The 19,622-nt window shown below is 65.8% G+C and carries 16 protein-coding genes; 6 read left to right on the top strand and 10 right to left on the bottom strand.

The annotated features are described in order from the left end of the window. Positions 1–94: 94 nt before the first annotated feature. Positions 95–1,105 (top strand): LacI family DNA-binding transcriptional regulator, encoded by a 1,011-nt coding sequence (locus GTZ99_RS00685; RefSeq protein ID WP_161716369.1) that lies wholly within the window; start codon positions 95–97, stop codon positions 1,103–1,105. 51 nt (positions 1,106–1,156) lie between these two features. On the opposite strand, the gene GTZ99_RS00680 is transcribed toward GTZ99_RS00685, so the two are convergent. From GTZ99_RS00680 to GTZ99_RS00660, 5 genes are read right to left on the bottom strand one after another with little or no spacing between them, the layout of a single operon-like run. Beyond that, positions 1,157–3,076 carry a sulfatase family protein gene (locus tag GTZ99_RS00680; RefSeq protein WP_161716368.1) on the bottom strand — a complete coding sequence of 640 codons (1,920 nt, stop codon included), beginning with the start codon at positions 3,074–3,076 and terminating at the stop codon, positions 1,157–1,159. Positions 3,077–3,084: 8 nt separating this feature from the next. Further along, positions 3,085–4,890 carry a sulfatase family protein gene (locus GTZ99_RS00675; RefSeq protein ID WP_227711009.1) on the bottom strand — a complete coding sequence of 602 codons (1,806 nt, stop codon included), beginning with the start codon at positions 4,888–4,890 and terminating at the stop codon, positions 3,085–3,087. Between the two features lie 2 nt (positions 4,891–4,892). Next, complete coding sequence (locus GTZ99_RS00670; protein ID WP_161716367.1) at positions 4,893–6,371, bottom strand: sulfatase family protein; 1,479 nt, start codon at positions 6,369–6,371, stop codon at positions 4,893–4,895. Positions 6,372–6,376: 5 nt separating this feature from the next. After that, positions 6,377–7,813 carry a sulfatase-like hydrolase/transferase gene (locus GTZ99_RS00665; RefSeq protein ID WP_161716366.1) on the bottom strand — a complete coding sequence of 479 codons (1,437 nt, stop codon included), beginning with the start codon at positions 7,811–7,813 and terminating at the stop codon, positions 6,377–6,379. Beyond that, complete coding sequence (locus tag GTZ99_RS00660) at positions 7,810–9,642, bottom strand: arylsulfatase (protein ID WP_227711008.1); 1,833 nt, start codon at positions 9,640–9,642, stop codon at positions 7,810–7,812. Before GTZ99_RS00660 ends, GTZ99_RS00665 begins: the two co-directional genes overlap by 4 nt. A 203-nt stretch (positions 9,643–9,845) precedes the next feature. On the opposite strand from GTZ99_RS00660, the gene GTZ99_RS00655 reads away from it, so the two are divergent. Both GTZ99_RS00655 and GTZ99_RS00650 read left to right on the top strand, forming a co-directional pair. Beyond that, the gene (locus GTZ99_RS00655; protein ID WP_161716365.1) at positions 9,846–12,248 is read left to right on the top strand and encodes a TonB-dependent receptor; all 2,403 of its coding nucleotides are present in this window, start codon (positions 9,846–9,848) and stop codon (positions 12,246–12,248) included. Positions 12,249–12,352: 104 nt separating this feature from the next. Then, positions 12,353–13,276, top strand: coding sequence for a formylglycine-generating enzyme family protein (locus GTZ99_RS00650; protein WP_161716364.1), 924 nt, complete (start codon positions 12,353–12,355; stop codon positions 13,274–13,276). Positions 13,277–13,283: 7 nt separating this feature from the next. Here GTZ99_RS00650 and GTZ99_RS00645 read toward each other — a convergent pair whose 3' ends face one another. The 4 genes from GTZ99_RS00645 to GTZ99_RS00630 form a co-directional block, all read right to left on the bottom strand. Beyond that, positions 13,284–14,108 (bottom strand): Rossmann-like and DUF2520 domain-containing protein, encoded by an 825-nt coding sequence (locus GTZ99_RS00645; RefSeq protein ID WP_161716363.1) that lies wholly within the window; start codon positions 14,106–14,108, stop codon positions 13,284–13,286. Between the two features lies 1 nt (position 14,109). After that, the gene (gene map / locus GTZ99_RS00640; RefSeq protein ID WP_161717007.1) at positions 14,110–14,892 is read right to left on the bottom strand and encodes a type I methionyl aminopeptidase; all 783 of its coding nucleotides are present in this window, start codon (positions 14,890–14,892) and stop codon (positions 14,110–14,112) included. A gap of 1 nt (position 14,893) precedes the next feature. After that, positions 14,894–15,097, bottom strand: a complete 204-nt coding sequence (locus GTZ99_RS00635) for a ParD-like family protein (protein ID WP_161716362.1) — start codon at positions 15,095–15,097, stop codon at positions 14,894–14,896. A gap of 82 nt (positions 15,098–15,179) precedes the next feature. Further along, positions 15,180–15,680: a DUF3237 domain-containing protein gene (locus tag GTZ99_RS00630; protein WP_161716361.1), complete on the bottom strand. Its 501-nt coding sequence runs from the start codon at positions 15,678–15,680 to the stop codon at positions 15,180–15,182. 134 nt (positions 15,681–15,814) lie between these two features. Between GTZ99_RS00630 and serS the strand changes: the two genes are divergently transcribed. The 3 genes from serS to GTZ99_RS00615 all read left to right on the top strand — a co-directional run bounded on the left by serS (position 15,815) and on the right by GTZ99_RS00615 (position 19,162). Further along, on the top strand, positions 15,815–17,089 hold the full coding sequence (gene serS / locus GTZ99_RS00625) for a serine--tRNA ligase (protein WP_161716360.1): 1,275 nt from the start codon (positions 15,815–15,817) through the stop codon (positions 17,087–17,089). 238 nt (positions 17,090–17,327) lie between these two features. Continuing rightward, positions 17,328–18,092 carry a 5'/3'-nucleotidase SurE gene (gene surE, locus GTZ99_RS00620; RefSeq protein WP_161716359.1) on the top strand — a complete coding sequence of 255 codons (765 nt, stop codon included), beginning with the start codon at positions 17,328–17,330 and terminating at the stop codon, positions 18,090–18,092. Beyond that, complete coding sequence (locus GTZ99_RS00615; RefSeq protein ID WP_161716358.1) at positions 18,089–19,162, top strand: M23 family metallopeptidase; 1,074 nt, start codon at positions 18,089–18,091, stop codon at positions 19,160–19,162. The genes surE and GTZ99_RS00615 overlap by 4 nt, the downstream gene beginning before the upstream one ends. Positions 19,163–19,178: 16 nt before the next feature. Here GTZ99_RS00615 and GTZ99_RS00610 read toward each other — a convergent pair whose 3' ends face one another. Next, the gene (locus tag GTZ99_RS00610) at positions 19,179–19,589 is read right to left on the bottom strand and encodes a DUF1761 domain-containing protein (protein WP_161716357.1); all 411 of its coding nucleotides are present in this window, start codon (positions 19,587–19,589) and stop codon (positions 19,179–19,181) included. Positions 19,590–19,622 lie beyond the last annotated feature (33 nt).

The following is a 19,622-nucleotide window of genomic DNA, read 5'->3' as shown; positions in this document are numbered from 1 at the left end:
CGCAGTATGGTTGCGATAACGCTGGCAAATCCGTATGGTCGAAAACTTCTCAGCGCCCCCACTTGCGGCCGCCTGACCAAAGGGCCTCCATTTCGTGCCGACCATCAAGGATGTTGCCAAACTTGCCGGCGTTTCCTTCAAAACCGTGGCGCGCGTGGTCAATGGCGAGCCTTCGGTGGGCAAGGATCTGCGCGAAAGGGTCGAGGTGGCCATCCGCGAACTGGGCTATCGCCCCTCGCTGGCGGCGCGACAGTTGGCTGCGCAGAAAAGCTTTATCATCGGTCTGATCGTGCCGCGCGCGGGGATCAGCTATATCGCGCGGATGATGATCGCGGTGGCCTCGGCCTGCCGTGAACAGGGCTATCAGGTCACGACCGAAACCATCGATTGGCGCGGCGACAACTACAACGCCGCCGAAAGCCTGCGCTTTGCCTCGCGGCCCGATGCGGTGATTGTCGCGCCGCCCTTCTGCAACGATGCGGTCTTTTTGCAGGGGCTGGCCGATCAGGGCCTGCCGATCGTGCGTATCGCCGGCGTCACCGACGCCCCCGGCATGGTCATCCCCGTCCACGAAGCCCCGATTTCGATCCGGCTGGTCGAGCATCTGATCGCTTTGGGCCATACCCGGATCGGCATGGTGGCCCCGCCCCTGCCGATCCGCGCGTCAGAGGAACGCCTGGTTGGCTATCGCGCGGCGCTGGCGGCGGCCGGCATTGCCTATGATCCCGATCTGGTGATCCGTGGCGATTTCAACTTTGCCGGTGGCGTGCGCGCCGTGACCGAGATGCTGGCCCTGCCCCAGCGCCCCACCGCCGTGTTTGCCGCCAGCGATGACATGGCCGCAGGGGTGCTGGCACAGGCGCACAAGCTGGGCTTTCGCGTGCCCGATGATCTGGCGGTGGCCGGTTTTGACGATGCGCCGCTGGCCCGCATGGTATGGCCGCCGCTGACCACCGTGCGTCAGCCGGTGTCGCAGATCGCGCAGGCCGCCGTCCATGCCGCCATCCACCAGCGCGTGCCCGAGGTCAGCTTTCAGCATGAGCTGATCATTCGCGGATCGACCAATGGCGATCGGCAGCATTGTCTGGACATATACGCCTTTTGACCGGCCCAACCCGGCCCGGCCACTGGCCAGACCGGGCGCGGGGCAACGCGATCAGGCCACGCCTTTTTCGCCAGCCGCCATTCGGCGCATCATGCGTTCATAGTCAAAGATCGGCTTGGCAGGCGTATAGCTGCCATCCAGCACCGAGGTCAGGTAACGCGCCGCATTGCGGACATATTCCTGATTGCTTTGCGCCGCTTGCGCGATCACCGGGGTGGCGGGACGAGCGGCCTCGCCGACATAGGTCAGCGCGTTGAGCGCCTGTAGCTGCAACGGCCACGCCGCCTGCTGCGCCACCTGCGCCGCCAGATAGTCCACCAGCGGGGCGGGCGCCGCCTTGGCGCGGATCAGCGCTTCGGCCAGACAGATGCGGACGTGGTCGCTGGTTTCGGCGGCAAAGGCAGCCTGCATCGCGCCCATTTGCGGCGCGGCGCGCGCCCCCGCGATCAACAGCCCCATCGCCGCCCAATAGCGCACCACCGCCACGCCATCGCGCAACAGCGCGGCCAGTTGGGCCGGACTCTTGCGCCCCGATGCCGCGTCCCCGGCCACCGCCATCACCCGCGCCAGCGGATAGATCGCCGCGTTGCGACTGGCCACCAGCCCTTCGCCCGCCATGCCTTCGGGGATGAAGCCATTGTCATGGATCGCCACCATATGCGCGTCCAGCGCAGCCCGCAGCCGCGCCAGTTGCGCCGCATGGGCGGGCGTGCCGGCCAGATTGGCGATCTCGTGCGGGTCGGCGTGCAGGTCGTACAATTCCTCGAACGGCTTGGTCTGGAAGAACCGGTCCTGCACCGCGTTCAGCCGCCCTGCGCGATGCGCCGTTTCCCAGTCCTGATAGCCCTTGGCCAGCCATTCGAACGCCTGATGCTGCCCCCACGGGCGGTGCGGCATGTAATTGCGGATATAGCGCCAGCGGCCATCGGTGACGGTGCGCTGAAAGTCATAGCGTTCGTCCATGCGGTTGCGCATGCCAAAGGCATAGCGCTGCGGCGCGGCCCTTTCCCCCAGGAACGGGCGGCCGCGCATCTGGGCGGGTTGGGCCACACCCGCCAGCGCCAACAGCGTGGGCGCCAGATCGATAAAGCTGACCGGGCTCTTGATCTCGCTGCCCGGCGCGGCGGGCATCAGGTGGCGCCATTTGGGCGGGACATAGACCACCATCTCGCAGCGCAAGCCTTCGTCATAGCAATAGCGTTTGGACCGGGGCAGCACGCCGCCATTGTCGGAATAGTGGAAGACGATGGTGTCATCGGCCAGCCCATCGGCCGCCAATTCGGCCAGCCGGGCGGCCAATTGCCCGTCCATCTTTTCCATCATGTTGTAATAGCTGGCAAAGTCCTGACGGATGCCGGGCGTATCCGGCAGGAACGGCGGCAGGCTGACCATATCGGGCGTGACGCGGCCCGGCGTTGGCTGGAACAACCGGCTTTCATGCGTGGTTTCGTGGTTGAACACGGCCATGAACGGCTTGCCTGCCGGGCGCCGGCGCCAATGGCCCGCCCCCCCCTGCAAGTCCCAGATCCGCTCTGGCTCGATATCGCAATTGTAATCGGTCTTGCTGTTGTTGCTGACGAAATAGCCCGCCTGACGCAGCAGTTCGGGATAGGTTTTCAGCTCGCGCGGCCAATGGGCGTTGGCGCGCATGTGGTTGGCGGGCGCACAGCTTTCGGGATAGGTCCCCGTCAGAATGCCAAAGCGTGACGGCGCGCAGACGGGCGCGTTGCTATAGACATTGCGGAACAACAGCCCCTTTTTCGCCAAACCGTCGATCGTGGGCGTATGCGCCAGCCGGTCACCATAGGCCCCGACATAGGGATTGTTGTCCTCTGACACGATCCACAGGATATTGGGGCGTTCGCCCGGCTGCGCGGCCAGCGCGCCGGTGGCCGCGGTGGATGCCGCCACCGCCGCCACCGCGCGCATCGCCCCGCGCCGCGTTACCTGCGGGCTGTTATCCTTGCTCATCATGTCACTCACTTCTGCGGGATCTGCTTGAACTGCTGGTCGACGGTCGGGGCAACCATGAAAGGCCGCCCGGCGGCGCGCGCCTGCACCTTGGCCGGGCTGTCGGGCATCATGTCATCCATGCGGTCATCGCGGTTGGGCCCCACCTGCCACTCGGCCGGGAAAGGCGCGGGGCCGGTCCCCCCCTGCATCCGCCGCACCGCGCCAATCGACAGGCGCTGCGAATAGGGGATCATGTGCTGCCCGCGATTGTTGGCCATCTGCTGATACAGCGCCCGGCGCAGCGTCACCTTGTCCTGCACATGGGCCGGGTCATCGGCCAGATTGTGCATCTCGGTCGGGTCGGCGGCCAGATCATACAGCTCATCCCGGTCATAGATGCCGTGATACTGAATATATTTCAGGTTCCCGCGCGTGATGGCAAAGGTGGTGGGCGTCTGCGGGAAGGTCCATTCCCAGTAATATTCATAGATGAAGTCACTCGGGTTCCACTGGGCCGGGGTCATCGCTCCGGTCAGCAGGCCCCACGCGTTCTGCCCTTCGAATTGTTGCGGCATGGTGGGCACGCCTGCTGCCGTCAGGAACGTGGGGGCAAAGTCCAGCCCGCGCAGACGCCCGCTGTTGACGGTCGCGGCAGGCACCGTCCCCGGCTCCCAGATCAGCAAGGGCACCCGCACCGAAGCCTCATAGGCGGTGCGTTTGTCGATCAAGCCATGGTCGCCGATCTGAAAGCCATTGTCGCTGGTGAACACCACCAGCGTGTCCTTGTCCTGACCCGTCTTGCGCAGATAGGTCATGATGCGGCCCAGACTGTCATCAATGGCGGACAAGGTGCCATAATAATACTTCAGATACTCGGTCATCTTCATGTCCGAGTTGTAGAAGAAATCGATGCCGTGCCAGGTGTTGCGCTGGTTATACACCCACATCGGCTTGCCGCGATAGTTCTCGGGCGTGTTGGCGGCGCTGGCGGGCAGGGTGAACTGCGCCTTGTCATATTGATGCGCGTAACGCGGCGGCGGCAGGGGGTCGGAATGGACGCCCTTGTGGCTGAGGTACAGGAAAAACGGCTTGGACTGATCACGCCCACGCTCCAGCCAGTCCATCGCGTAATCGGTCAGTTCGTCGGTGATATAGCCCTTTTGCGCGACCTCCTGCCCGTCAACGTTCAGCATGTGCCGCTTGCCCGCCGCGATGTCGGCCGGACTGATGCCGGTGGTGGGGTAATAATCCCCCTGCCCCCGGAAACTGATCCAGCGGTTGAACCCCGCGCGCGGCCCGGCCGAGGCCTGCCCCATGTGCCATTTGCCGATATAAGCCGTCTGATAGCCCGCCTGTTGCAGATAGGCCGGGAAGAAGGTCAGCCCCGCCTCTGAGCTGTCGTTATTGTCGACGATGCCGTGGTTGCGCGCGGTCATGCCGGTCAGGATCGTCGCGCGGCTGGGGCTGCACAGCGACGAGGTCGTCACCGCATTGGGAAAATAGGTGCCCTCGCGCGCCATGCGGTCGATGTTGGGGGTGTGCAACAGGCCCGGTTGCAGGAACCCCATGCCGTCAAAGCGCAGATCGTCCACCAGCACAAAAATGATGTTGCGCGGTCGAGAAGCCGCCCGCCCCGGCTGCGCGGACGCGGCAGGGACGGGCGTAGGTGAGGGTTTGGCCGAGGCAGGCGCCGCAGGACGCGGCGTCTGGGCATCGGCCCGCCCTTGGAGGAACGGCACAGCGACAAAGGTGGCGGCGGCCATGCACAGGCTCAGGCTCAGGCGCAGACGCGGGCGTGCGGGGGCGGCAACAGGCAAATTCGCGGAAGGCATGATCAATACACCAGCTCTGTTTCGCGCGGGCCAATCTGGACCCGGCGGGTGAAATGGGGGTCCCACAACGGGGCAGGCAGGCTTTTGCGCCAGGCGTTCAGGCGTTGGTCCAGCAGGGCGCGCGTGGCGGGCTGTTGGGCGGACACATCGGTCATTTCGGCCGGATCAGCGGTCAGGTCATACAGATGGGTTTCGCGCCAGTCGTCCGAATGCCACAATTTGTACCGGCCCAGCCGCGCCGCCGCGACCGGGGCCTGCGCCCATGTCAACAGGCGCGGGGCCGCCGGCGCGCGGGTGGCGCTGCGCACCAGATCCACCCCGTCCAGTTCACGCGGCAAAGGCCGTCCGGGCGCCGCCGCGCGCAGCACCGTGGCGGCAATATCCACCGATGACACCGGCGTGTCGACAATCCCCTGCGGCTTCATCCCCCCCGGCCACGACATCAGGAACGGCACACGCACCCCGCCTTCCAGATAGGTGAACTTGCCCGCGCTCCACACATGGTCAGGATTGCAGAAACCGAACTGCACCGGACAGCCATTGTCCGACAGGAACACCACGATCGTGTCGCGCCGGACGTGGTTGGCCTCCAGCGTGTTCAGGATCTGGCCCACGCCATCATCCATCGCCGCGATCATCGCCACATAGGTGCGGCGCACCGGGTCCTGAATATGGGCAAAGCGGTCGTACCACGCCTGTGGCACCTGCAACGGCCAATGCGGCGCGTTATACGCCACATAAGCCATGAACGGCTGCCCGCCCCGCGCCGCCCGGTTGATAAAGCCGACCGCGTGATCGGTGATCTCATTGGTCAGATACTTGTCGAAATTATGGACCGCGCGCCGGTCGGGGCCTTCGACAATCACGCCGCCACCGCGCCGCGTGTCGAACGCGGGCTTGCCCTTGTCCGCGCGGGTGGGGGTGGTGACGATGCCCGGCGTGCGCGGGTCGACATAGACCGTCTCACCCGCGACAAAGCCAAAGAATTCGTCAAAGCCGCGATTGGTGGGGTAAAAGCGCGCCTCGGAGCCGACGTGCCATTTGCCAAAGGCCCCCGTGCGATAGCCCAGCGGTTTCAGACGCTGGGCGATGGTGGGCTGACTTTCGGGAATGCCCGCGCCCCGGTCGCCTTCGTCATTGATGTTATAGGTAAAGCCGAATTGCTGTGGGTTGCGCCCGGTCAACAACCCGGCGCGCGACACGGCACAGACCGATGCCGTGACATAGCCGCTGGAAAAGGCCACGCCAGTCTGGGCGATGCGGTCGATATTGGGCGTGGGCACGTCATGGCGCCCATAGGCCGAGACATCGGGCCAGCCCAGATCATCGACCAGAATGACCACCACATTGGGCTGACGCGCGGGGACGGCGGGGCGCGAAACGGCGCGCGGGGCGGCGTCAGCGGGCACCACCACCGGCGCGATGGCCGTGGCGCATAATGCCACCCCCGCCCCCATCAGCACGCGGCGCAATCTGGACATTCGGCTCATTCCTCACCTCCCGGCGTGATGGCGCAACCGGCCTGTGTCGCGGGCAGCGCGGGATCGCGCGAGGCCTGCCCCGCGCACCACGGAAAACGATTGGCCGCCAGCGGCCCGTCCTGCACCGATGCCATCGCCTTTTGCAGGGCGGCATAGTGGCGCGCGGCTTCGCCCTTGCGCTGGTCGGCGGGGATGTCGGTTTCGCGGTCGGTGGCCGGGTCCAGCGCGACAAAGCGGCCGTCACCATACAGCTTGTACCCCGCGTCAAACACGAAACGCATCGGCGCGAATTGCCATTCGGGAGCGTAATGCTGGAAGATCCAGTCGCGCGCCTTGGCCTGTTGCCCGGTGATCACCGGCCATTGGTTGACGCCATCCAGCCCTGCGGGCGCCCGCGCCCCGCCAATCTGGGCCAAAGTGGGCAACACATCGGCCAGGTCAAACAACCCTTCGCGCAGCTGCCCGACCGGCACGCGGCCCGGCGCCCATACCATCAACGGGACATGGGTCCCGCTCAGCGTGGGCGTACCCTTGCCGCCCTGCACCGCCACCCCGTTGCGGGTCGAGGTGATCTGGCGGTTGGTGCCATTGTCGGCGGTAAAGATGACGATGGTGTTCTGGTCCAGCCCCTCGGCCTTCAGGCGGTCCATCACCTGCCCCACCAGATTGTCCATATAGGCCACCATATTGGCAAAGCGCGGCTTGGCCCCCTGTGTGTCCATATGGCCCGGCACCGGCACAAACGGGCTGTGCACCAGCACCATCGGGTAATAAAGGAAGAAGGGCCGGTCCTTGTTGCGGCTGATGAAATCCAGCGCGAAACGGCTGTCAGCGTCCGGGCCAAAGCCTTCCTCGGCAATGCGGTTGCGGCCATTGACCACCCGCGTCGGCCCCCAATAGCGCGACCCCTTGGCGTCCAGCGCCTTGAGTTGCCAAAGGTGGTGTTCGTCAAAACCGGCGGCCTGTGGGGTGATCCCCACCCGCCCGTCATAGCCATTGCCCATCAATTGCCATTTGCCGACAATCCCTGTGGCATAGCCTGCCGACTTCAGCACATTGGCAAAGGTGGTCTGGCCCGGCGCCAGATAGCCGAAGGCTTCGTAATTGCGGTGGTTGTCCTGACCCGTCATCAGCCGCAAGCGGGTGGGGCTGCACAAAGGCATGGCATGGGCGTTGGCAAAGCGCACCCCCTGCGCGGCCAGCCGGTCGATGTTGGGCGTGGGATATTCCCCGCCATAGGCGCCAAAGCCCTCAACCCCAACGTCATCGGCCAGAATCAGCACGATATTGGGCGGGCCACTGGTGCGCGGCGCGGGCGCGGCGACAGGTGCCGGGGCTGCAGGTGCCGGGGCTGGCGCGGCGGGCTGAGCCAAAGCGCTGAACGGGGCCAGCGCCACGGCCATCGCGGCCAGCGCGGTCAATCGGTGCATACGGGCGCTCACTTGCCCTCTCCTTCCAGCCGGACCATCGGGCGGTCGGCACTTTCGTCAAAACTCTCGCGCCCGGCAAAACGCGCGGGCGGCTCGGCCAGCGCGGGGGTGGAATACAGCCGCGCCTGCGCCCACCACAGCGCCTTCATCGCCGCCAGCCGGGCCGGATAGCGCGCGGCCAGATCATTGGCCTCGGCAAAGTCGGTCACGGTGTCGAACAACATCCAGCGATCCTGATCAAAAGGCGTGCCCTGTTTATGCACCGCCACCGCGCGCCAGCGGCCATCGGTGATCGCCCGGTTGCCGCGCAGTTCGAAATATTGCACCTGTCGCGCCGCCGGGGCCGCGCCGGAAAACAGCGTCGCGCGGATCGATTTGCCCGCCACCGGCAGTTCAGCCCGCCCGGCCACCGCGCGCGGGAATGCCGTGCCCGCCACATCGGCCAGCGTCGGGGCCAGATCGACCACATCGACATATTGCCGCCGGATCGCGCCACCATCGCGAATTTTGCCCGGCCAGGCGATGATCAGCGGCGTGCGTACCCCGCCCAGATAAGGCCACAGCTTGTACCGGCGGAACGGCGCGCTGCCCGCCATCGCCCACGGGCGCTGATATTCCGACTGCGTGCGATCGGTGCCCAGATCATCGATCCGCGCCAGCATCTGTTCGGGCGTCATGGTGTTGGGCGCGTACAACCGCTGGAACGATCCGCGCTGCCCGGCCTCGGATGCGGCACCGTTGTCCGACATGAACACGAACAGCGTGTTGTCATACTGCCCCGTGGCCCTGAGATGCGCGACCAGACGCCCGATCTGTTCATCGGTATGGGTCAGGAACCCGGCATAGGTGGCCATGAACCGGGCATAGACCTGTTGCTCCACCGGGGTCAGATCGGCCCACGCCCGATCACCCGGATTGCGCGGCGGCAATTGGGTGTTGGCGGGCACGATGCCCATTTTCCGCATCCGCGCCAGCCGTTCGGCGCGCAGCGCGTCCCAGCCCTGTTCATACACCCCGCGATAGGCGTCGATATAGGGGCGCGGCACCTGAATCGGCGCATGCCCCGCACCATAGGCCAGATAGAGGAACTGGGGCTTGCGCGCCTGCCCCTTGGCCGGGGTCAGGGCGGCGATGGCGCGATCGGTGATGTCGGTGGAGAAATGATAGCCCGGCGTTTCTGGCGCGGGGATGCGGCGGTTCCCCTCGATCAGCTTGGGGTGGTATTGGTCGGTCCAGCCCAGAAAAAAGCCATAGAAATCATCAAACCCGCGCTGCAACGGCCAAGAGGCATTATGCCCGTCCGAGCCATCCTCGGATTCAGGGGCAAGGTGCCATTTGCCCAGCCCATGCGTCTGATAGCCTGCCGCACGCAGCACCTGCGCGATGGTTTGCGCGTTATGCGCCAATTCGCCCCGGTCGCGGGTGTGATCATCGCGGTTCAGCACATTGGCGGGCAGATCGGCCATCCCCACCGTTTGCGGGTTGCGCCCGGTCAACAGCGCGGCGCGGGTCGGGCTGCACACCGCCTTTGTATCAAACCGGTTATAGCGCAGCCCGGCCGAAGCCAGCGCATCAATGTTGGGGGTACGGATCTCCGAACCAAATGCGCCGATATCGGCATAGCCCACATCGTCCAGCACGATCAGCACGATGTTGGGGCGGGCATCGACCGCGCGCGGCGCGGGGGCGGCATGATGCGGGGCCAGCCCACGCGCCTGCGCCGCCTTGCCCGGCGCAAAACCCGCGATCAGCCCCAGCACGCCCGCCAGCGCCCCCACCGATGCGGCAATCCGCAGCCTGCGCCCGCCACCCATCGACCGGACCGATTGCCTGTGCCGCATGCCATTCCCCCACACATTCAGCCTTTGCCCACGGCGCGCGCACAGAATCGCGGCGCCGCTGGACAGCGTTGTATGACCTATCTATGAATGGGCCACATATCCTGTCAATTAAATAGTGACAGCGTTGTCCTACTAGGGCATTAGCGCGACACGATGCGGATTCAACCGCTTTGGAAAACCGTTTCTTTTCAGGGGGAGACACCATGAATATCCGATTCGCCACCCTTTTGCTGTCCGGCGCTGCCGCCTGCGTTGTCGCACAGCCCGCCATGGCGCAGCAAACCCCGGCCGCCGCACCCGCCACCGCCGAGCCCGCCGCACCGGGCGACATCGTTGTCACCGCACAAAAGCGTTCCGAGCGCCTGCAGGACGTGCCGCTGGCCGTGACCGCTGTGACCGCCGATGGTCTGGCCACGCGTGGCATCACCGATACCAAGAACCTGACGCAGATCTCGCCCACGCTGACCTATCAGCAGGGCAACAACGCCTCGAACTCCTCGTTCCGCATCCGTGGCATCGGCACCGCCGTGTTTGGCCAGGGCACCGAAAGCTCGGTCTCGACGGTGCTGGACGGCGTGGTGATGGCGCGTCAGGCGCAGGGCTTTTCCGATCTGGCCGACATCGAGCGCATCGAGGTCCTGCGCGGGCCGCAGGGCACGCTGTTTGGCAAGAACTCGACCGGCGGCGTGATCAGCGTGGTCACCGCCCGCCCCACCAACACCCTGACGGGCAAGGTGAACGTGACCGTTGCGGAAAAGGGTGAGTACCACCTGAACGGCACCATCGCCGGGCCGATCAGCCACAACGCGCGCGTGCGCATCTCGGGTTTCTACAACTCGGACGACGGCTACATCTACAACACCACCCTGCGCCGCAAGACCAACGGGTCGGACAGCTGGGGCCTGCGCGGCAAGCTGGATCTGGATCTGGGCCGCCTGAACCTGCTGCTGACCGCCGATTACAGCAAGGCCAAGGCGTTCTGCTGTCAGTCGGTGGTGGTGCGGTCCGACAACGCCAGCCTGACCACGCTGCTCAGCCCGGTCGTGCCGGGGCCGGACAACACGCAGGTCGCCTCGAACGGCGACACCACCAGCAGCACCACCTCGCAGGTCTACTCGCTGGAGGCCAAGTATGATCTGGACTTTGCTAGCCTGACCTCGATCACCGCGTGGCAGTATTACAGCTTCAACAACACGGTGGACGTCGATGGCCTCAACACCGCGACGCCGATCTATACCGGCACGAACGCTGTGGCCCAGTATGACGTCAACGGCGGCCCCTTCACGCTGGGCGGCCTGAGCCAGGAACTGCGCCTGTCCTCCAATGGCAAGAACCGCCTGAACTATACCGTGGGCGGCTATTTCTCGGACGTGACGCTGGATCGTGAATTCACCCGCCGCTTTGTCAACTGCACCGCCAGCGGGTTGACGCTGGGCGCGGTGTGCCCTGCCACCAATCTGGCGGGCTTCTCGGGCCACCATCAGGCGCATCTGCGCCAGAACCAGATCGCCGGTTTCGCACAGGCCGATTTTGCCATCACCGGCGGGCTCAAGGCGCTGGGCGGGCTGCGCTGGCAGCATGAATTCATCTCGGTCTGGGGCAAGCAGGACCGCACCGCGCCGTTCGCGGGCGATTCGATCCTGGCCAGCGGCTATCCGCTGACCGAAGGCTACACCGGCGCGTCGGACTCGGTGCTGACCGGCAAGATCGGCCTGCAATATGAATTCAGCCGCCGCGCGCAGATGTACGCCACCTATACCCGCGGGTATAAGGGCCAGTCGCTGGGCACCGAATTCACCCAGACGTTCAACAACAACGTGGTGGTTGATCCCGAAACGGTGAACGCCTTCGAAATCGGCTTCAAGGGCAGCACCGCCGATCGCAAGATCAGCATCGCGGCCGCCTTCTTCATGGCCAAGTACAAGAACCTGCAGGTGCAGGCCAACCGTTCGGACCCCTCGACCAACACCTTTACCTTTGTCACCACCAACGCGGGTGCGTCGGAAACCAAGGGCGTGGAAATCGAACTGACGCTGCGCCCGACCGAGGCGCTGACGATCAACCTGACGGGTGCCTATACCCACGCGCGGTTTGATGCCGATGGCATCGGCTGTCCGTTGCAGAACCAGGCCGCCTTTGCCACCATCGCCTATGGCGCGGCGCAACCGGCCAACACCTGCTTCAAACAGCGCAGTTCGACCGGCACGCTGTCGGGCGCGATCCAGAACGTGCGCGGCGGGCTGTTGCCCAACACGCCCGAATGGCGCCTGACGTTCAACCCGCGCTATGAAATGCCCGTGGGCCATTTCACCGGCTATGCCGACCTGAACGTGGCGTATCAAAGCAGCGTCAACTTCAGCCTGGAGCAGGACCCGCTGCAAACGCAGCGCGCCTATACCACGGTGGACGCCACGGTGGGCCTGCGTCAGGACCGTGGGCTGTCGCTCTCGCTGTTCGTCAAGAACCTGACCGATCAGCGTTACTACACCTCGATGGGCACGCCGGGCCTGTTCACCACGCAGACCGTCACGCCCACCAACCGGACGGCATTCCTGCCCAAGGGCGCGTTCCGCTATTTCGGCGTGAACGTGGGTTACAAGTTCTGATCCATCAGGCATGAGGGCAAGGGGAGGATGGCGCAGGCTGTCCTCCCCTTTGTCATATGTAAAGACGGCGGGAGTGTGGGATGCAACAAGGGCAGGCTGGAGCGATGGCACTGATACCGGGCGGGGTGTTCGCCATGGGATCGGACGCGTTCTATCCAGAAGAAGCCCCGGTGCGCCGGGTGCGGGTGGATGCCTTTCACATCGACGTGACGCCGGTGACCAACGCGCAATTTGCCGCTTTTGTCGCGGCGAGCGGGTACCAGACCTTTGCCCAGACCCCGCCCGATCCGGCGCAATATCCCGGCATGGACCCGGCATTGGCGGTGGCCGGATCGCTGGTCTTCACAATGACGGACCGGCCGGTGGATCTGGGCGATCCGTCGCAATGGTGGCGATGGGTGCCGGGGGCCGATTGGGCCCACCCCACCGGCCCCGACAGCGGCATTGACGACATTATGGACCATCCCGTGGTGCATGTGACGCATCAGGACGCGGCGGCCTATGCCGCATGGGCGGGCAAGCGCCTGCCGACCGAGGCCGAGCATGAATATGCCGCGCGCGGCGGGCTGGAGGGCGTGGAATATGCTTGGGGGGATGAACTGACGCCCGGCGGGGTGCATCTGGCCAATACGTGGCAGGGCCTGTTCCCCTTTGCCAATACACTGGAGGATGGCTGGGTCCGTACCAGCCCGGTGGGCCATTACCCGGCCAATCCCTATGGCCTGTACGACATGATCGGCAACACATGGGAAATCACCGAAGATTGGTGGAGCCTGCCCGCCAACCTGCCCCGCCCCAAAAAGAAGGCCGGGTCATGCTGTGCCATCGACAACCCGCGCGGCGGTTTCCGCGCCAAAAGCGTTGACCCGGCCGAACCCACCAACCGCATGGCGCGCAAGGTGATCAAGGGAGGCTCACACCTGTGCGCGCCGTCCTATTGCCAGCGTTACCGCCCGGCGGCGCGGCACCCGATGGCGCTCGATTCCTCGACCAGCCACATCGGTTTCCGCTGCGCAGCCGACGCCTGAGCGCGGACTAATCCGCGATAGCGCGCAGGATCGCATCGCGGCTGTCGGGCGATCCGGCCTGTTCCAGCGCCCGCACCGTGGCCCCCGCCATCGCCTGATAGGCGGGCCACACCTGTGGGCAATCGGCGCGCAGGGCGGCGGCATGACCGGCGATGGTTTGCGCGTCCCCGCGCAGCACCGGGCCTGACAGCGCCGCCATGCCGCCTGCCAGCGCATTGTCCAGCGCCGCCCGGACCAAAGGCCCCAGCACCCCCGCGCCATCCGCCACCCCCGCCGCGCGCAACACCGCGCAGGCATCCGCCACCAGCGTCACCAGATGGTTCGCCCCATGGCACAGCGCGGCGTGGTAAAGCGCGCGCTGTGCCTCGGCGATCGCCACCGGCACGCCGCCCAGCGCGGCAACGATCCGTTCGGCCATGGCCTGTGCCGCGCCGTCCGCCCCGGTGATGGCAAAACGCGCGCCCGCCATCCGCGCCACCTCTGCCACAGGGTCGCCGGTAAAGGTCATTGCCGGATGGATCGCCGCCAGCCCCCCGGCCAACCCCGCCAAGGGCGCCAAGGGCGCAACCCCGCTGCGCCCGCTGACATGCGCGACAAAGGGGCGGTGGGTGGCGGGCACCTGCGCCAGCGCCGCCACAACCTCGCCCAGCGCGTCATCAGCCACCGCGATCAGCCACAGGTCGCACCCCGCCAAATCGCCCAGCCGGTCGGTCGTCCCCGCCCCTGCCCGGCGCGCCCATTGCACCACCGGCGCGTCCGACCGCTCCGCCAAGGCCACAGCCAGCGCCCGCCCCACGCGGCCCGCGCCGATGATGCCGATGCGTTGAAACATGTTACGCCGCCCGTTTGCCGCGCGGGCGCCGCTCATCGGCGCGCAGGGTCAATACCTCCACCCCGTTGGCGGTGACCGCCACGGTGTGTTCAAACTGCGCCGACAGAGCGCCATCGTCGGTCACCACCGTCCAGCCATCGGCCAAGGTCGAGACTTCGGCCGCGCCCTCTGTCAGCATCGGTTCGATGGTGAACACCATCCCCTGCCGCAGCGTCAGCCCGGTGCCGGGGCGGCCGAAATGCAGCACTTGCGGCTCTTCGTGCATTTGGCGGCCGATGCCGTGGCCGCAATATTCGCGCACCACGCCATAGCCGTGACGGGTGGCGTGGCGTTCGATCGCATGGCCGATATCGCCCAGCCGCGCGCCGGGGCGTACCTGCGCGATGCCCTGCCATAGCGCCGCCTGTGTCACTTCGACCAGCCGCCGCGCGGCAGGCGTCACATCGCCAACCATGTATGTCTTGCTGGAATCGGCGATAAAGCCGTTCTTTTCCAGCGTGATGTCCAGATTGATGATATCGCCATCGGCAATCGCCCGGCGGGCGTCCGGCACGCCATGGCACACCTCGTCATTCAGCGAACAGTTCAGCACATAGGCAAAGCCATACTGCCCCTTGCTGGCGGGGCGGGCCTGTAGATCGTGGGTGATGTAGTGATCCACCAGATCGTTGACCGCCATGGTCGTCATGCCGTTCAGATCGATCCCGTCCAGCATCTGGAACACCTGTGCCAACAGGCGGCCCGATATGCGCATCAATGCCAGTTCATCGGCCGATTTCACCATGTCAGGCGGCCACTCTGGGCGATTGGACATCGGCCCGCGCATATTGCGCCTGCACGATGTCGTTGAACGAGAGGGTGGGGTTCGCCTCGGCCAACATGCCGATTTTCATCCAGAATTCGGCCTGAGCATTGATGGAACGGCACATCACGGTGCTGGCCCGGCGCACATCTTCGTGCAGGGAGTCGTCGATTTTCACAATGCCCATGGGGTATCCTGACAGCGGTTCATATACATTCCGCATACGAACCGTATATCCCCACGTCAACATACCCCCGCGTCAATGCGCCCTATGGCCGCGCGCGGTAAAAGCGGATCACCACCGAAGGATGCGCCGGATCGCTGCCGCCGCGCAACTGGCTGATCCACGCGCCATGGTTCAGCCAGCGATAACGCCCCACCGGCGCCTCGATCCGGGGCGAGGTAAAGGCGGGCATGAACGGCTGCCCCTTGTCCAGACAGAACTGGCCGTGGTTGACCACGTTGAACATCACGCCATCATCGGTTTGCAGGAAATAATCCGCGTGCAGGCTGGAGCAGCCATCGCCGGTCTGCAATTGCCAGTCCCAGCCGCCCGGCACCACCCGCCCCTTGATCGCGGGACCGGCAAATTGCCCGCCAATGATCGGGATATAGCCGCGCTGACCAAAGGGCGTGGTGCCCACATCCACCTTGGGCGCCAGCAACGCCTCGACCTCGAACATGAATTCCAGTTGCGGCGCGGGCGGTTCACTTGCCCCCATCAGCATCACCGCGCCCACCAGCGCGGCGGCGCCCTTTGCCATCGCCATATCGCCTCTCCCTGTGTGCCTGGGCCATCTGCGCCCTTGCGCGCCAGCATAGGGCCAGCCCGCGCGCGCGCAACCGGCCCCTGTGGCGATACGCCCGCTTGACCTGACGGCGCGGCGGCCATAACCCGGCGACCATGCACGATATCAAATTCATCCGCGAAAACCCGTCCGCCTTTGACGCTGGCCTTGGCGCCCGTGGGCTGGCCCCGCAATCGTCCGATATTCTGGCGCTGGACGCTGATGCGCGCGCCGCGCAAACGGCGGTGGACACGATGCTGGCCACGCGCAACGCCGCGTCAAAGCAGATCGGCGCGTTGATGGGCAAGGGCGACCGCGAAGGCGCCGACAAGCTGAAGGCCGAGGTCGAGGCGATCAAGACCGAACTGCCCGCCAAGGAAGAGGCCAAGCGCAGCGCGGACAAGGCATTGGCCGATGTGCTGGCCAGCCTGCCCAACCTGCCCGTGGCCGAAGTGCCGCAGGGCGCGGACGAAAATGACAATGCCGAGGTCAAGCGCTGGGGCGAACCCCGCCCGGCCGAGGGCGCGCGCGAGCATTTCGACATTGGCGCGCCGCTGGGGCTGGATTTTGAAAGCGCGCAGGCCGTGTCGGGCGCGCGCTTTGTCTATTTGCGCGGGGCTATCGCCCGCCTGAACCGCGCGCTGGGCCAGTTCATGCTGGACACCCACACGCTGAAATATGGCTATGAGGAAGTCGCCCCCCCCGTGCTGGTGCGCGACGAGGCGGTGTTTGGCACCGCGCAATTGCCCAAATTCGCCGAGGATCTGTTCAAGACCACTGATGGCCGCTGGCTGATCCCCACGGCCGAAGTGTCGCTGACCAATCTGGTGCGCGAACAGATCCTGGATCTGGACAAGCTGCCGCTGCGTTTCACCGCGCTGACGCCCTGTTTCCGCAGCGAGGCGGGCGCGGCCGGCAAGGACACGCGGGGCCTGATCCGTCAGCACCAGTTTGACAAGGTCGAGATGGTGTCGATCACCACCGCCGAACAATCCGCCGACGAGCATGAGCGCATGACCGGGGCGGCCGAACATATCCTGGAAAGCCTTGGCCTGCCCTATCGCCGGATGTTGCTGTGCACTGGCGACATGGGCTTTTCCGCGCAGAAAACCTATGACCTTGAGGTCTGGTTGCCGGGTCAGGGCAAGTATCGCGAGATCAGCTCTTGCTCGAACTGCGGCGATTTTCAGGCGCGCCGCATGAACGCCCGCTATCGCCCCGAAGGGTCCAAGCAGACGCGCAACGCGCACACGCTGAACGGGTCGGGTCTGGCGGTGGGGCGCACGCTGGTGGCGGTGCTGGAGAACTGGCAGCGCGCCGATGGCAGCGTGGAAATCCCGCCCGCCCTGCGCCCCTATATGGGCGGGGCAGAAGCGATCACCCCGGCCTGAGCCAGCCACAACGTTAAAGCGCAACAGGCGTCGCCTGCCCCTTGGCAGCGGCGCCTGTTGTGTGTCGGGTTGCGGCCGGGGCACGGCCGATAGGACGCAACTTGCTGCACGCGCGAAGAAATTTGCGAGAATTAACACCAAAGCCGCGCAAAAATCTGATGATTTGCGCCCCTCGCTGCATTGCCGTAGGCTGCGCCCGATTGTAGAGCCGATGGTTAAGAAGAATTGAAGGGGTCGCATGCGCATCCTGCTTACCAATGACGATGGCATTCACGCTCCGGGTCTGGACGTGCTGGAGGCGATTGCCCGCCAATTGTCGGATGACATCTGGATTTGCGCCCCGGCCGAGGAACAGTCGGGCGCGGGCCATTCACTGACGCTGACCCGCCCGGTGCGCCTGCGCCAACATGACGCGCGGCGCTTTTCGGTCACTGGCACGCCTACCGATTCGGTGACGATGGCCCTGCGCAAGGTGTTGCCCGCAGCGCCCGACCTGATCCTGTCAGGCGTCAATCGCGGGGCCAATCTGGGCGATGACGTGACCTATTCGGGCACGGTGTCGGCCGCGATGGAGGGGACGCTGGCGGGCATCCGCTCGATCGCGCTCAGCCAGGTTTACGCGCGTGAAGGGGTGGGCGACGATGTGTCCTTTGACGCGGCCACCACATGGGGGGCACGGGTGATCCGCCCGCTGCTGGACGCGCCCTTTGCGCCGCGCACGCTGGTCAATATCAACTTTCCACCGCTCAGCGGCGCCAATGTGGAGGGTATTCGCGTGGTGCGTCAGGGGTTTCACGATTACGCGCGCGGCTCTGTGGTGCAGGGCACCGACCCGCGCGGCTATGACTATTACTGGTTCGGGCTGCACGGGATCGAACATACCCCCGGTCACGCCACCGATCTCGAGGCGATCGCCGATGGCTTCATCTCGGTCACGCCGTTGCAACTGGACCTGACGCATGAAGCGTCGCTGGCCACGCTGGCGCAAAGGTTCCCGGCATGAGCCGCCGGACCACACAGGCGCTGTGGGCCTGCGCCGCGCTGGGGGCGCTGATCGCGGCGCCGGCATGGGCCGCGGCCGAACGCGATGACGCGCTGGTCAGCAAATCGGGGGGCAAGCTCAAGGCGGTGCCTTCGCCATCAGCCGATGCGTCACAGGTGATTTCGCCCGAGGACGAGACCGAGCATGTCGTCCGCCCCGGCGAGACATTGGGCGGCGTGGCCAATCGCGCCCGCGTCCCCCGCGTCCTGATTATCGAGGCGAACCGCCTGAAACCGCCTTATGAGGTGCGCGCCGGGCAACGTCTGGTCATCCCCCGCACCCGCCGCCATGTGGTCAAACCCGGCGAGACCGGCTTTGACATAGCGATCAAATATGGCGTGCCGTTTTCGGCGATCTCGGTGGCCAATGGACTGCCGGCCAGCGGACATTTGCGCATCGGGCAAACGCTGTTGATCCCCTCGGTGATCAAGCCCAGCGCCGCCCCGGCCGCCACCCCCGCGCCCCGCCCCGCCCCAACGGAAAGCCCGGCCGCAGCCCCCGCCCCGGCCCCGCGTGACGATGCCCCCGCCGCCGATGACGCCCGCCCGCCCAAGTTGTCGGTGCCGGTGCAGGGAGTGGTGCGGCGCGGCTTTGTCGACCGGGCGACGGACGGCAATGTGCATGACGGGCTGGACATCGTTGCTCCCGCCGACACGGCGGTGCGCGCGGCGGCGGGCGGCTTGGTGGCCTTTGCTGGCCGTGAACCGCTCAGTTTCGGCAATGTGGTGGTGATCGACCACGGCAATGGCTGGCAAACGGCCTATGGCTTTTTAAGCAAGATCACTGTGCAGCGCGGCGACCGGGTCAAGGCGACCGAGCGGGTGGGCATGGTGGGCCACACCGGCAAGGCGACCCGCGACGAGCTGCATTTCGAGCTGCGCCACCGCAACAAGCCGGTAAACCCCGTGCCGTTCCTGCCCAAGATGAAGGGCGTGGCGACAGGTGGGGCGGGCGATACGGGCCGCGCCGCGCCTTTGCCCAGCGGCCGCCCAGCGTCGAGCAGCCCCAGCGGCAAGCAAAAACCCGATTGAGCCGGTTGGCAGGCGTTCAGCCCGCCACCGGCCCCATCACCATGAACACCGCGCCCATCAACAGGAAGGCGGCCAGAATATAGGTCGCGTCCGCCCATGCCTCACGCGGGGGCATGGGGTGGCGGCCATAGGCCATGGCCAGCACGGGCAGCACGATCGCCAGCGCCCATCCGCCCGACATCATCGCATAGAGCTTTGGCTTTTCAGCCAAATGTTGCAGGCCGACACGGGCGAAATTGTGGCCGATCATCGCGGCGGGCAGGATCATCAGGGCCATCCGCCAGCCCGCCGGGCCGCGTGTGGACCGCCACAGCCCATACCACGGCCACGCCAGCCCCGCCGCCAACAGCGCCGCCACGCCCACCGCCAGCCAGTTCACCGCGCCCATCCGTGCCTCCTGTACCGCGCCGGAACGGGCGGATCTCACCCCTACCCTAGCCCTTTGGCGCAATTGCGTGTA

The sequence above is a fragment of the Novosphingobium ovatum genome, from assembly GCF_009909235.1.
Lineage (GTDB): Bacteria > Pseudomonadota > Alphaproteobacteria > Sphingomonadales > Sphingomonadaceae > Novosphingobium > Novosphingobium ovatum.
The sequence above is the reverse complement of the archived record's forward strand: the minus strand, read 5'-3'. Positions and strand labels throughout refer to the sequence as shown.

Bases quoted from the DNA above. Each gene is read 5' to 3' on its own strand.
- GTZ99_RS00645 (WP_161716363.1), bottom strand. From the start codon at position 14,108: ATGTTTCAACGCATCGGCATCATCGGCGCGGGCCGCGTGGGGCGGGCG.
- GTZ99_RS00630 (WP_161716361.1), bottom strand. From the start codon at position 15,680: ATGGCGATGGCAAAGGGCGCCGCCGCGCTGGTGGGCGCGGTGATGCTG.
- map (WP_161717007.1), bottom strand. From the start codon at position 14,892: ATGGTGAAATCGGCCGATGAACTGGCATTGATGCGCATATCGGGCCGC.
- GTZ99_RS00655 (WP_161716365.1), top strand. From the start codon at position 9,846: ATGAATATCCGATTCGCCACCCTTTTGCTGTCCGGCGCTGCCGCCTGC.
- GTZ99_RS00670 (WP_161716367.1), bottom strand. From the start codon at position 6,371: ATGTCCAGATTGCGCCGCGTGCTGATGGGGGCGGGGGTGGCATTATGC.
- GTZ99_RS00680 (WP_161716368.1), bottom strand. From the start codon at position 3,076: ATGAGCAAGGATAACAGCCCGCAGGTAACGCGGCGCGGGGCGATGCGC.
- GTZ99_RS00675 (WP_227711009.1), bottom strand. From the start codon at position 4,890: ATGCCTTCCGCGAATTTGCCTGTTGCCGCCCCCGCACGCCCGCGTCTG.
- GTZ99_RS00635 (WP_161716362.1), bottom strand. From the start codon at position 15,097: ATGGGCATTGTGAAAATCGACGACTCCCTGCACGAAGATGTGCGCCGG.
- GTZ99_RS00660 (WP_227711008.1), bottom strand. From the start codon at position 9,642: ATGCGGCACAGGCAATCGGTCCGGTCGATGGGTGGCGGGCGCAGGCTG.
- serS (WP_161716360.1), top strand. From the start codon at position 15,815: ATGCACGATATCAAATTCATCCGCGAAAACCCGTCCGCCTTTGACGCT.
- GTZ99_RS00615 (WP_161716358.1), top strand. From the start codon at position 18,089: ATGAGCCGCCGGACCACACAGGCGCTGTGGGCCTGCGCCGCGCTGGGG.
- surE (WP_161716359.1), top strand. From the start codon at position 17,328: ATGCGCATCCTGCTTACCAATGACGATGGCATTCACGCTCCGGGTCTG.
- GTZ99_RS00650 (WP_161716364.1), top strand. From the start codon at position 12,353: ATGGCACTGATACCGGGCGGGGTGTTCGCCATGGGATCGGACGCGTTC.